The following is a 12237-nucleotide window of genomic DNA, read 5'->3' as shown; positions in this document are numbered from 1 at the left end:
ATTCATGATCGTGATAGTGCAGATAGTCCGGCAGATTGCCGTGCCAGAAGCAGCGCGCGACACCGTCGGGACCGGCGAGCAGGCCGGTGTTTTCCTTGTCCATAAGCCAAAATCCGTTCGTTAATGCGCTTTTGCGCTGCATTTACTGCGGCTTTACCAGATTCCTGAACCCGGCGGTAACCACACCAAAAGGTTTACTGACACTTGCGCATTTTACGCATTCCGATTCATGTTTCGGTTGCTGCTTCCACGCCAATGATCGCCGAACCGGGCGGGCGTTTCCACCCGTTTGTATCAGACGATCAAGGTGCGTTCCGATGAAGACAGTTCTGTTTCCCGTGCTCGGCGCGGTGGCTGTGTTTGCCGCCGGCGTCACGCCCTCCACAGCCGGCGACCGCTATGCCGACCGGCCGCCGGTGATGGTGAGCCCCGACCTTTCCGCACCCTGGGTGCTGCAGCTTGGCCGCGCGCCCGGCATCGTCCGGCAGAATCGCCAGGCCGTGCAGCAGCAGCCGCGCCTGCGCACCGCGCAACCGGCGCAGCCCGACCGGGTGCAGACGGCGGGCGTCCAGGCACCGGCCAAGCGCATGGTCGCACGTCCTCAGATCAACCCGATCTACCTGCCGCAGGAAGTCGCCTATGACGGGGGGCAGAAGCCGGGCACGATCGTCATCGACACCACGCAGAATTTCCTGTTCCTGGTCGAGAAGAACGGCAAGGCACGGCGCTATGGCGTCGGCACCGGCAAGCCGGGCTTCGAATGGTCGGGCACGCACAAGATCACCAACAAGCGCGAGTGGCCGGACTGGCGCCCGCCGGCGCAGATGATCAAGCGCGAGGCCGCCAAGGGCCGCTATTTGCCGACCTATCTGGCCGGCGGCATGGAGAACCCGCTTGGTGCACGCGCGCTCTATCTCGGCACGACCGAGTACCGCATCCACGGCACCAACCAGCCATGGACGATCGGCGGCGCGGTGTCATCGGGTTGCATCCGCATGCGCAACGAGGACGTCGTCGACCTCTATGAGCGGGTCAATGTCGGAACCACGGTCGAGGTGATATAATAATCCTTGCGAATCACTTGGCCGGCAAAGCAGTCCGCTTTTCGAGGCTAGTTTAGGGATACGGGGGACGGGCCGTATGGGGATGCGGCCGGTCAGGAAGGGCAGCACGGGAAACCGCGCTGCCCTTTCCGTTTTCGAGTAAAATTGGCCTGACAGCAGGCAAGACTGCGCCTGAACGTCGCGCCAAGGGCACAGCGGTTCGCTTTCATGCTGCCCTTCGCTGTATTCTTTTGCTATCTCGGCGGCACGTTCCAGCCAGAGAGTTCATTCATGCCCCTGTCCGATGACAGCCGCTACCTCAAGGGCGGCCCGGTTGCCCAGCGCATCATCGCCGCCGTCCGTGAGGACGCCGCGATTGCCAAAGCCGAGGGATTTCCGCCCAAGCTGATCTCGATCACCGTCGGCGACACCGCTGCGGTGGATGTCTATGTGCGCAACCAGCGCGCCAAGGCACAACTCGCCGGTATCGATTTCGAGGAACGGCGCTTTCCCGCCACCATAACCGCCGGAGAACTGGAAGCGGCAATTCACGGCCTGAACGCCGATCCGCGCGTCACCGGCATCATCATCCAGCGACCGGTCCCAGTGCATATCCCGATCAGGACGCTGCAGGCGGCGGTGCATCCGCTCAAGGATGTCGAAGGCATGCACCCGGCTTCGATCGGCAACATCGTCTACAACCAGCTCGACCTCGCGCCTTGCACGGCGGCCGCGTCGGTCGAGCTGCTGAAGGAGACCGGCCTCGACCTCAAGGGGCTGGAAGTCGTAATCGTCGGCCATTCGGAAATCGTCGGCAAGCCGATCGCCTTCCTGCTGATGAGCGAAGGCGCGACAGTCACGGTCTGCCACCACATGACGCGATCGGTTGCCGCGCATGCGCGACGCGCCGACGCGCTGTTCGTTGCCGTCGGCAAGCCAAGGCTGATCAAGGCCGACATGGTCAAGCCGGGCGCTGCCGTCATCGACATCGGCATCAATTCCGAAATCGGCCCTGACGGCTCCAGCCGCATCGTCGGCGACGTCGACACCGAAAGCGTGCGCGAGGTCGCCTCCTGGATCACGCCGGTACCGGGCGGCGTTGGACCGATCACGGTGGCGATCCTGCTCCGTAACACCATGGTGGCACTCAGTCGCCAGCGCGCGCTTTATGAGGCGACCTACGGCACAGCGGACAGGCTCGCGGCGGAGTAGCGCCGGGGCGGCACCCTATTCCGCGGCGATCAGGCTCTCTTCCAGAACACCTTCCGGCTTTGGCCCGCCATAGGCCCAGTCGAGCAGTTTTATCGTGTGCACCACCGGCATCTTCGCGGCCGAGGCGATCTGCGTGATGCAGCCGATGTTGCCGGTGGCAACGATCGACGCACCCGTCGCCTCGATGTTTTTCACCTTGCGATCGCGCAGCTTGGCCGAGATCTCGGATTGCAGAATGTTGTAGGTGCCGGCGGAACCGCAGCAGAGATGGCCTTCACGCGGCTCGCGCACGATGAAGCCGGCTTTGGCCAGCAGCTCCTTCGGCTGGCGGGTGATCTTCTGGCCGTGCTGCATCGAGCAGGCCGAGTGATAGGCGACCACCGTGCCCGGATTGCGCGCGGGTTCGGGCAGATCGAGGGTCGATAGATATTCGGTGATGTCCTTGGCCAGCGCCGAGACGCGCGCGGCCTTGTCGGCATAGGCCGGCTCGAGACGCAGCATGAAGCCGTAATCCTTGATCGTGGTGCCGCAGCCGGACGCGGTGATGACGATGGCATCGAGACCGCCCTGGTCGATGGCGCGCGTCCAGGCGTCGACATTCTGTCTGGCCGAGGCAAGGGCGGCCTGTTCCCGCCCCATGTGATGGACCAGCGCGCCGCAACAGGCTTCGCCCTGCGGCACCACGACCTCGACGCCGAGCCGCGTCAACAGCGAAATCGTCGTGTCGTTGATGGCGGGATCGAGCACCGACTGCGCGCAGCCGGTGAGGATAGCGACGCGGCCCTTTTTCGCCCCCTGCCCGGCATGGATGCCAGGTGAAGCGCTTGGCGATGCTGCCGGGATCGAGGCCGGCGCGAGCCTGAGCATTGCGCTGAGCGGCTTCAGTGCCGGGACTTTTTCGAACAGGCCGATGAGCGGCTTGCCCAGCTTCGCCAGTTTCAACGCGACGCGAAAACGCTGGGGATAGGGCAGCACGAAGGCCAGCATGGCGCGGGTCAGGCGGTCGAGCAGCGGCCGCTTGTAGGTCTCCTGGATATGGGCGCGGGCATGGTCGACCAGATGCATGTAATTGACGCCCGACGGGCAGGTGGTCACGCAGGCGAGGCACGACAGGCAGCGGTCGATATGGGTGACGATTTCCTTGTCGGCCGGACGGCCGTTCTCCAGCATGTCCTTGATCAGGTAGATGCGCCCGCGCGGTGAATCGAGCTCGTTGCCGAGTGTCACATAGGTCGGGCACGTCGCGGTGCAGAAGCCGCAATGCACGCATTTGCGCAGGATTTTTTCAGACTCAGCGACATGCGGATCGGCAAGTTGAGCAAGCGAAAAATTGGTCTGCATCGCGTTGGATCCTAGGCCATTCGGCCGGGATTGAGGATGTTCTTGGGGTCGAATTCCTGCTTCAGGCGCGCCGCTAATGCGGCCAGTGCGGGCGGCTGCGGCTCGAACACCGGCAAGGCGGCGCGATGGGAAGGTGCCGCGCGCACCAGCGTCGCATGGCCGCCACCATGTTTCCTCAACAACCCCCGCAGCAGAGCGGCTTCCGGGTCGCCCTCTTCCATGCGCAGCCACACCAGCCCGCCCTGCCAGTCATAGAAGGCGCTGACAGCGGCCTGCATGCGCAGCGTCAGGACCATCTGGTGGCCCTCTCCCGGCGTCATCGAAACGCGCCAGACCGGTTTCTCGCTGTTGTCGGCGAAGGGCCTGCAATCGCGCACATCGCGCCAGATCAGCCGCGAGGCTTCGCCGGCAATCTCCTCCAGCGGCCCGGCCTTGCCGAGCAGCGTTTTCAGCGCGGCGATGCGATAGGCGACCGACGGGCCGAAGCCCTCGACACGCAGCAGCGTGGCGGCATCGTTGCCGAGACTGCCGCCGGCGACGCGCGCGGCGATCCGCTCCGGCAGATGGGCGGCACTCGACACTTCAGCACTCGAACCGAGCGCCATGGCCATGGCGGCGGCAGCCGCGTCGTCGAGCAGGCCACGGATGGCAAGCGTGACTTCGGTCTCGGCGGCGGGCAACACCTTGAAGGTGACGTCGGTGAACACGGCCAGCGTGCCCCAGCTGTTGGCCATCAGCTTGGACATGTCATAGCCGGTGACGTTCTTGACCACGCGGCCGCCGGACTTGAAGGCCTCGCCACGCCCGGACACCACATTGATGCCGAGGATATGGTCGCGCGCAGCACCCGCCTTCAACCGGCGCGGGCCGGAGAGGTTCGCGGCGAGCACGCCGCCGATCGTGCCTTTTCCCGGCTCGCCGCCGAGCAGCGGGCCGTAGTCCATCGGTTCGAAGGCGAGTTGCTGGCCGTTTTCCGCCAGCAGCTTCTCGATGTCGGCCAGCGGCGTGCCGGCCTTGGCCGACAAAACCAGTTCAGCGGGCTCATACAGCGTGACGCCCGAGAGTTTCGACAGGTCGAGCGTGTGTTCGCTCTGTTGCGGCCGGCCGATACCGCGCTTGGAACCATGGCCGAGGATTTCCAGCGGCGATTCTTCCGCCACAGCCCAGGCGACGGTGGACAGGACTTCTTCCGACGTGGTTGGAGTGAAGGTGGTCATGGTCGACCCTTGTTCCTCGCCCCGCTTCGCGGGGGAGAGGAACCTTCATTCTGAGGCGCCATCATCTCAAAACCTCGGAATGTCCGGAAACGGCAGTTTGCCGCCGGAAATGTGCATGCGGCCGAGTTCGGCGCAGCGGCGCAGCTGCGGGAACACTTTTCCCGGGTTGAGCAGATGGTTGGGATCGAAGGCGCATTTGACGCGCATCTGCTGGTCGAGGTCGACCTGGGTGAACATTTCCGGCATCAGGTCACGTTTTTCCACGCCCACCCCGTGTTCGCCGGTGAGCACACCGCCAACCTTGACGCAAAGCCGCAATATGTCGGCGCCAAAGCTTTCGGCCTTGTCGAGTTCGCCCGGCACATTGGCGTCGTAGAGGATCAGCGGATGCAGATTGCCGTCGCCGGCATGAAAGACATTGGCGACGCCGAGGCCGTATTTCTCCGACAGCTCGCGCATGCCGGCCAGCACACGCGGCAGTTCCTTGCGCGGGATGGTGCCATCCATGCAGTAATAATCGGGAGAGATGCGGCCGACCGCCGGGAATGCCGCCTTGCGGCCGGCCCAGAAGCTCAGCCGCTCCTGCTCCGACTGCGATATGCGGCAGGTGGTCGAGCCGTTCTTGTAGGCGATGGCCTCGACAAGGCCGATCAGATGATCGACCTCGACGCCCGGCCCATCGAGTTCGACGATCAGCAGTGCCTCGACATCAAGGGGATAGCCGGCATGAACGAAATCCTCGGCCGCGTGGATCGCCGGCCGGTCCATCATCTCCATGCCGCCCGGGATGATGCCGGCACCGATGATGTCGGCGACGCACTGGCCGCCCTGCTCGCTGGTGGGAAAGCCTATCAGCAGTGCACGTGCCGTCTCCGGCTTCTTCAGAATGCGCACGGTGACCTCGGTGACGACGCCGAGCAGCCCTTCCGAACCGGTCATGACGCCGAGCAGGTCATAACCTTCCGCATCGAGATGGCTACCGCCGAGCCGCACCACCTCGCCGCTCATCAGCACCATCTCGATGCCGAGCACATTGTTGGCGGTGAGGCCGTATTTCAGGCAGTGCACGCCGCCGGAATTCTCCGCGACATTGCCGCCGATCGAGCAGGCGATCTGGGAGGATGGATCGGGGGCGTAGTAGAAGCCCTCCTGCTCGACGGCGGTGGTGATGCCGAGATTGGTGACGCCCGGCTGCGCGACGACGGTGCGATTGGGAAAATCGATCGCGAGGATGCGGTTGAAGCGGCTCATGACCAGCAGCACCGCGTCCTCGAGCGGCAGCGCGCCGCCCGACAGCGAGGTGCCGGAGCCGCGCGGCACGACGCGGATGTTGCGCTCGTTGCAGTATTTCAGCACGCGCGAAACCTGCGCCACCGTTTGCGGCAAAACGACAACCAGCGGCAGCTGCCGATAGGCGGTCAGGCCATCGCTCTCGAAAGCGCGCATGGAATTGGCGGCGTCGACGACGCCCTCGCCCGGCACGATGATGCGCATGTCGGCGACGATCTCGTCGCGCCGGCGCATCGTGGCGTCGTCTGGTTTCGGCATGGCTAGGCCGGACATCAACAGCCTCGTTTCGCTTGACTGGTCAAAATCTTTTACCAGTGAAGCGCGTCGGTTGCAAATCCTGCCTGGGTGGGGAAACCAGCCTCATGGTCGAGACAGGCTTCCGCAGCGGCAATCTGCCGCTGCCTCGTCTGCCTGTTCTGCTATTCGCCCGCCAGCTTGCCGGGTTCGGAATGCATCCGCCGCACGCGACGCACGCCCCACCAGACCAGCAGGATGGCGACAGGCACCGAAGCGGCGGTGATGACCTCCGGCGCGAAGGCGTGGCCGAAGATCGAGGCACCCTTCGCGACATAGCCGATAAGGCCGACCACATAATAGGAGACGGCGGCGACCGAGAGGCCTTCGACGGTCTGCTGCAGGCGCAGTTGCAGGCGGGCGCGGTTGTTCATCGAGGCGAGCAGGTCTCGGTTCTGCTTCTCGACCTCGACATCGACCCAGGTGCGCAGCAGCGTCGTGGCGCGGGTCAGCTTGCGCGACAGATTGGCTTGCCGCTCTTCGACCGAGCGGCAGGTGCGCATGGCTGGTGCCACGCGTCGCTGCAGGAACCCGCCCCAGGTATCGTAGCCGGGCACGGCTTCTTCCTCGAGCGCTTCCAACCGCTCGACCACGATGCCGTCATAAGCGCGGCTGGCGCCAAAGCGGTAGAGGCTCGACGCCGCGTCCGCTTCCAACTCCGCGGCAAGTTCGGTCAGGTCGGCCAGCAAGGTCTGGCTGTCGCGGGTCTCGGCGACCTTCATCTCCAGCGTGGTCTGCGCCAGCCGGTCCTCGATGCGGCGGGCGCGGCCGGACAAGTTCAGGGCCAGCGGCAGGCCGAGCATGGCCAACGTGCGGTAGGTTTCGATGTCGATCAGCCGTTGCGATAGCGCGCCGGTGCGCGCCGGGGTCAGGCCGCGATCGAGCACCAGCATGCGCGTCATGCCGTCGCCATCCTGGCGGAAATCGGTGACGATGGCGGCGTTGCCGCGCTCGACCAGCGAGTAGCACAGGCTGGTTGGATCGAAGCCGGCGATCAGCCGCTCGCTCGCTTGCGTCCACTTGCGAATTTCGAGCCGGATGCCGGAGATGACTGTTCCCGGGGGAGAAAACCCGTTGCCGAAGGGCGAATCCTCCTGCGTCCTGCCGCTTTCGGAGAGCGGCCCTTCCCACAGATAGGTCGAGAATTCGGTGTGCCGCTCCCAGCGCAGCGAGCCCTTGCCCCATTTCATAGCGTGGTGGCGAGCCTGGCGGTCGGGTGCGGCGATGCCGAGGCGTCGCGACAGTTCGGAAAGCACGGCCATGTCGACGCCGGAGCCGCCCTCGGTCATGAAGGCGAGTTGCACCAGGACGCGCGGCTTTTCGATGAGCGGATGCGGCCGGGCATGGACCTCGCCGAGCGCGCCGGGCCGGCCCTCATGCGCGGGAAATCCCATGACGCTGCCCTTGGCGCGCGGCTGGAATTCGAGATTGGACGGGTCGTCTGACACGGCTTGTCCCCCGGGTTTCTTTGAACCCTCTTGCACTCGCGTCCCTCTAGAGCCAATGGCCGGATGACGCAAACAGCAAAGTTTAGCCGAAGATGATATGACGCCAGGCGGCAAATTCGACACGCTTCGGCCAATTGGATAAATAATTTGACCAGTTGGCGACGCAGGCTTTATCCTGCGCCCCACCGGTTCACCTTCCAGGCATCGAGTTGAGCGATATTTTTTCCAGGATCGAGCATTCGCGCACCGCCGACGAGGTGGTGCAGCAGATCGAGAGCCTCATCCTCGAAGGCGTACTGCGCACCGGCGACCGGTTGCCGGGCGAGCGCGAGCTTGCACGCCAGTTCGACGTGTCGCGGCCGATCCTGCGCGACGCACTGAAGGCGCTCGAAGGGCGCGGCCTTTTGACGACGAGGCCGGGTGGTGGCACGCATGTCGCCGATGTCATAGGCCAGCTGTTCACCAAGCCGGTGACGGACCTGATCTCGATGCACCGCAAGGCTGTGACCGACTATCTGGAATACCGCCGCGAGATCGAAGGGGTGGCGGCTGAATACGCTGCGCGGCGCGCCACGTCAGACGACATGGCGCTGCTCGACAAGATCATGGCACGCATGGACGATGCGCACCGGACCGGCGACTTCGATGACGAGGCTGAAATCGACGTCGAGTTCCATCATGCGATCTGCGAATGCGCGCACAACATCATCCTTTTGCACACGCTGCGCTCCTGCTATCGGCTGTTGTCGGAAGGCGTGTTCCAGAACCGGCTCTTGGTGTTCACCGTGCCCGGCGCGCGCGAGGCGCTGCTTGCGCAGCACCGGGCAATCCATGCGGCGGTGAAGGCCGGCGACCCGGCCGCTGCCCGGCAAGCAGCGATGGACCACATCACCTATGTCGAACGGTCGATGGCGGAGGCCGAGCGCAGCGGCGACTGGCAGCGCGTCTCGCGACTGAGGCTGAAACAGCGCGTCGACGCCACCGATACCGAACCTGCACGCAAACGCTCCTAGCTATCGAAACGGGAAGCCCATGAGCCAAATCCTGACCATCGCCGACCTCAAGGACCTCGCGCGCCGGCGCGTGCCGAAGATGTTCTTCGACTATGCCGATTCCGGCGCCTGGACCGAGAGCACCTACCGGGCCAACGAGGAGGATTTCGGCAAGATCAAGTTCCGCCAGCGCGTGCTGGTCGACATGAGCAACCGTTCGCTGGAATCGACCATGATCGGCGAAAAGGTGGCAATGCCGGTGGCGCTGGCCCCGACCGGCCTGACCGGCATGCAGCACGCCGATGGCGAGATGCTGGCGGCGCAGGCAGCGGAAGAATTCGGCGTGCCGTTCACCTTGTCGACGATGAGCATCTGCTCGATCGAGGATGTCGCCTCGGTAACCACGAAGCCGTTCTGGTTCCAGCTCTATGTGTTGCGCGACAAGGACTTCGTGCTTAATCTGATCGACCGGGCAAGGGCGGCGAAATGCTCGGCTTTGGTGCTGACGCTCGACCTGCAGATTCTCGGCCAGCGGCACAAGGATGTCCGTAACGGCTTGTCGGCGCCGCCCAAGATGACGTTGGCCAACATTGCCAACATCGCCATGCGCCCGCGTTGGTGGATGGGCATGGCCGGCACGAAGCGCCGCACCTTCCGCAACATTGTCGGTCATGCCAAGGGTGTCGGCGACGTCTCATCTCTGGGTTCATGGACGAACGAGCAGTTCGATCCGCATCTGTCGTGGAAGGATGTCGCCTGGATCAAGGAGCGCTGGGGCGGCAAGCTGATCCTGAAAGGTATTCTCGACAAGGAGGACGCGCTGATGGCGGCCAAGACCGGCGCCGACGCGATCGTCGTTTCCAACCATGGCGGGCGCCAGCTCGACGGCGCATCGTCATCGATCATGGCGCTGGAAGAAATAGCCGACGCTGTCGGTGACAGGATCGAAGTGCACATGGATGGCGGCATCCGCTCCGGCCAGGATGTGCTGAAGGCGCTCTGCCTCGGCGCCAAGGGCACCTATATCGGCCGGCCATTTCTTTACGGGCTGGGTGCGCTCGGCAAGGAAGGGGTTACCAAGGCGTTGGAAATCATCCGCAAGGAGATGGACATCACGCTGGCGCTGTGCGGAAAGCGTTTGGTCACCGACATGGGCAAGGACCAGCTCCGGCGCTAAGTCCCGTGACCGCCTAACCACGGAGACAACGGAAAATTGGCAGAACCCGGCATCCATTTTCTCGACGCGCATGGGCCGGAAGGTGTGCGTCTTTATGCCATTGGCGACGTCCACGGCCGGCTCGACCTGCTGGTCGCCATGCATCAGCGCATCAAGGCCGAGATCGAGCAGGAAGCGCCTGCCGACTGGCGCGTCATCCATCTTGGCGACTATGTCGACCGCGGGCCGGACTCAAAGGGCGTCATCGATTTCCTGATCGAAGCGCGAGAGCGCGACCCGCGCCATCTGATGCTGGCCGGCAACCACGACATCGGCTTTCTCGATTTTCTCAAGACCCCCGACCCGGACGGGCTTTTCATCCGGTTTGGCGGCATCCAGACGGCGCAGTCCTACGGCGTGGCGATCAGTGAAGGCACCAGCGTGTGGTTCGGCAAGGCCGAGTCCGCCGTGCGCAAAGGACATCAGGCCCTGGTCGAGGCCGTGCCGCAAAGCCACATCGACTTCCTGCGGTCGCTGCCGTTTTCGGAGACACTGGGCGACTTTTTCTTCTGCCATGCCGGCATCCGGCCCGGCATCGCGCTGGAAAGGCAAAACCCGCAGGATCTGATCTGGATCCGTGACGTCTTCCACAACCACCCCGGCCTTTATCCAAAGATCGTGGTGCACGGCCACACGCCGGTGCCGGAGGCGGAAGTGATGGCCAACCGCGTGAATGTCGACACGCTCGCCTGGCAATCCGGCATGCTGAGCGCGCTCGTCGTCGACGGGCCGGACAAACGCATCCTGACACTGACGATCAAGGAGCCTGGGACGATCAAGGAACCCGGAACGATAAAAGAGGCCTGAGCGCTGCGCGTCCGAGGACGCCAAAGACGCTCCGGCTCGTGGCGCAGCCCCGGCTTTTAGCGAAGCGAGGCGGTGACGCCGTAGCCGTCGACGGCGTTGTGGTTGTTGGCTGCGTCGGCGGCATAAATGCCGAGGCCGCACAGCACGATGGCGGATACCATGGCAAAGGACAGAAGCGCTGCTTTCACGGACGTCATCTCTTGTTGAGCTTTCTGCATCTGTGCACGAGGCGGTTACCAATGCGTTGAAACGGAGAATTCGCTTCAAAGTTTCGACGATTTCGCGCTTCTAGGCATGTTCTGTATCAACGGTGTGTCGCGCGGGTCACACAAAAGGTTCATCGCGGTTGCACCGAAGATGCAGAGCGCGCGCCTTCTAGGCTGGCGGGCGGACGTAAACCAAGGATGAAAGGCGTTTTCCCCAGGCGGATTCACCGCCGCGTGCCAATTATGTCACGCGGCCATGCACCAAGGGATGGGTGTTCTCAGATGGTCGCTACCCAGGCGCGGGCAATGGCCAGGCCGGCAGCGTCAGCGTCGGGCCCGTTGCGGGCCATTTCGCCGTCGAGCTTGCCGGCCCAGTCGGGATGGCGCGCGGCGATGGTCGGGGCAAAGGACGAACTCCAGTCTTGCACCATCTGCCGGTCGGCCTCGAAATGGAACTGGAAACCGTAGACGGCGCGGCCGACGCGGAACGCCTGGTTCTCGGTGACATCGTTGCCGGCGAGCCGCACGGCGTTCTCGGGCAGCACGAAGGTGTCGTCGTGCCACTGGAAGATCGGGAATTTCTCCGGCAACTGAGCCAGCACCGGATCGTCCTTGGCATCCGGCGTCAGCGAGACGCCGTGCCAGCCGAACTCGTTAGCGCCGCCAATGCGGTTCTCGCCGCCGAAGGCGCGGGCGACGAGCTGGCTGCCGAGGCAGATGCCGAGCACGGCGCGGTCCTTGCCAGCGAAATCGCGGGTCAGTTCGAGCAGTGCCGGGAAATAGGGGTACTCATCGTCGGCCAGCGCATTCTGGCCACCGCCGAGCACCACCATGGCGTCATGCCCGGCCGCGTCATCCGGCAGGGGATCGCCTTTGTAAGGGAGGCGCAGATCGAGATCTGCGCCCGCCTCCGCAAGTGCTGCGCCGACCTGGCCAAGGCCGGTATTGTCGTAGTTCTGGACCACCAGCACCCGCATGAAAAACCCTGCTGACATGAAAAAGATGTGACGAGCGATACCATGCCGTCAGCATTGCAGCCAAGATGCGCGTTCGGAGAGAAAGCTATGCCACTGCAAAACCGGGTCGATCCGTTCGGCGCCATCCACGCCGTGCCCGAGCGCGGGCTGTTCACCGGCAATCGCGGTATCATCCACGATCCCGAGACGAAGAC

At 64.1% G+C, this 12237-nt stretch carries 11 protein-coding genes and 1 pseudogene; 5 read left to right on the top strand and 7 right to left on the bottom strand.

From position 1 onward, the window contains the following. A pseudogene (locus tag EN993_RS37900) lies at nucleotides 1-103 on the bottom strand (DNA-3-methyladenine glycosylase I); the annotation flags it as partial. A 214-nt stretch (nucleotides 104-317) separates the two neighbouring features. Between EN993_RS37900 and EN993_RS22245 the strand changes: the two are divergent. Beyond that, entirely contained in the window at nucleotides 318-1064 is a 747-nt protein-coding gene (locus tag EN993_RS22245) for a L,D-transpeptidase (protein ID WP_127264834.1), read from the top strand. A 270-nt stretch (nucleotides 1065-1334) separates the two neighbouring features. Next, a complete protein-coding gene (locus EN993_RS22240; protein ID WP_127264833.1) occupies nucleotides 1335-2255 on the top strand; it encodes a bifunctional 5,10-methylenetetrahydrofolate dehydrogenase/5,10-methenyltetrahydrofolate cyclohydrolase in 921 nt (306 codons plus the stop codon). Between the two features lie 15 nt (nucleotides 2256-2270). On the opposite strand, the gene glcF is transcribed toward EN993_RS22240, so the two are convergent. From glcF to EN993_RS22220, 4 genes are all read right to left on the bottom strand, one after another. After that, the gene (glcF, locus tag EN993_RS22235) at nucleotides 2271-3596 is read right to left on the bottom strand and encodes a glycolate oxidase subunit GlcF (protein WP_127264832.1); all 1326 of its coding nucleotides are present in this window, start codon (nucleotides 3594-3596) and stop codon (nucleotides 2271-2273) included. An 11-nt stretch (nucleotides 3597-3607) separates the two neighbouring features. Next, nucleotides 3608-4813: a glycolate oxidase subunit GlcE gene (gene glcE, locus EN993_RS22230; RefSeq protein WP_127264831.1), complete on the bottom strand. Its 1206-nt coding sequence runs from the start codon at nucleotides 4811-4813 to the stop codon at nucleotides 3608-3610. A gap of 66 nt (nucleotides 4814-4879) precedes the next feature. After that, nucleotides 4880-6376: an FAD-linked oxidase C-terminal domain-containing protein gene (locus EN993_RS22225; protein ID WP_109670003.1), complete on the bottom strand. Its 1497-nt coding sequence runs from the start codon at nucleotides 6374-6376 to the stop codon at nucleotides 4880-4882. Between the two features lie 146 nt (nucleotides 6377-6522). Continuing rightward, the gene (locus EN993_RS22220) at nucleotides 6523-7845 is read right to left on the bottom strand and encodes a DUF3422 family protein (protein ID WP_127264830.1); all 1323 of its coding nucleotides are present in this window, start codon (nucleotides 7843-7845) and stop codon (nucleotides 6523-6525) included. Nucleotides 7846-8054: 209 nt separating this feature from the next. Here EN993_RS22220 and EN993_RS22215 point away from each other — a divergent pair, with 209 nt between their 5' ends. Genes EN993_RS22215 through EN993_RS22205 form a run of 3 tightly spaced genes read left to right on the top strand, consistent with a single transcriptional unit; the run spans nucleotide 8055 to nucleotide 10860 of the window. After that, on the top strand, nucleotides 8055-8858 hold the full coding sequence (locus EN993_RS22215) for an FCD domain-containing protein (RefSeq protein ID WP_126067947.1): 804 nt from the start codon (nucleotides 8055-8057) through the stop codon (nucleotides 8856-8858). Between the two features lie 19 nt (nucleotides 8859-8877). Continuing rightward, complete coding sequence (locus EN993_RS22210; RefSeq protein WP_127264829.1) at nucleotides 8878-10014, top strand: alpha-hydroxy acid oxidase; 1137 nt, start codon at nucleotides 8878-8880, stop codon at nucleotides 10012-10014. A gap of 36 nt (nucleotides 10015-10050) precedes the next feature. Further along, complete coding sequence (locus EN993_RS22205; RefSeq protein WP_127264828.1) at nucleotides 10051-10860, top strand: metallophosphoesterase; 810 nt, start codon at nucleotides 10051-10053, stop codon at nucleotides 10858-10860. A gap of 56 nt (nucleotides 10861-10916) precedes the next feature. Here EN993_RS22205 and EN993_RS38360 read toward each other — a convergent pair whose 3' ends face one another. After that, nucleotides 10917-11048: a hypothetical protein gene (locus tag EN993_RS38360; RefSeq protein WP_274533732.1), complete on the bottom strand. Its 132-nt coding sequence runs from the start codon at nucleotides 11046-11048 to the stop codon at nucleotides 10917-10919. Nucleotides 11049-11344: 296 nt separating this feature from the next. Further along, nucleotides 11345-12043 carry a type 1 glutamine amidotransferase gene (locus EN993_RS22195; RefSeq protein ID WP_127264835.1) on the bottom strand — a complete coding sequence of 233 codons (699 nt, stop codon included), beginning with the start codon at nucleotides 12041-12043 and terminating at the stop codon, nucleotides 11345-11347. Nucleotides 12044-12237 lie beyond the last annotated feature (194 nt).

It is taken from the genome of Mesorhizobium sp. M7D.F.Ca.US.004.01.2.1, from assembly GCF_003997785.1.
In the GTDB taxonomy this organism is placed as follows: Bacteria; Pseudomonadota; Alphaproteobacteria; order Rhizobiales; family Rhizobiaceae; genus Mesorhizobium; species Mesorhizobium loti.
The sequence above is the reverse complement of the archived record's forward strand: the minus strand, read 5'-3'. Positions and strand labels throughout refer to the sequence as shown.

Excerpts from the sequence above, each read along its gene's own strand:
- EN993_RS22240 (WP_127264833.1), top strand. The coding sequence starts at position 1,335 with ATGCCCCTGTCCGATGACAGCCGCTACCTCAAGGGCGGCCCGGTTGCC.
- glcF (WP_127264832.1), bottom strand. The coding sequence starts at position 3,596 with ATGCAGACCAATTTTTCGCTTGCTCAACTTGCCGATCCGCATGTCGCT.
- glcE (WP_127264831.1), bottom strand. The coding sequence starts at position 4,813 with ATGACCACCTTCACTCCAACCACGTCGGAAGAAGTCCTGTCCACCGTC.
- EN993_RS22195 (WP_127264835.1), bottom strand. The coding sequence starts at position 12,043 with ATGCGGGTGCTGGTGGTCCAGAACTACGACAATACCGGCCTTGGCCAG.
- EN993_RS22210 (WP_127264829.1), top strand. The coding sequence starts at position 8,878 with ATGAGCCAAATCCTGACCATCGCCGACCTCAAGGACCTCGCGCGCCGG.
- EN993_RS22225 (WP_109670003.1), bottom strand. The coding sequence starts at position 6,376 with ATGTCCGGCCTAGCCATGCCGAAACCAGACGACGCCACGATGCGCCGG.
- EN993_RS22245 (WP_127264834.1), top strand. The coding sequence starts at position 318 with ATGAAGACAGTTCTGTTTCCCGTGCTCGGCGCGGTGGCTGTGTTTGCC.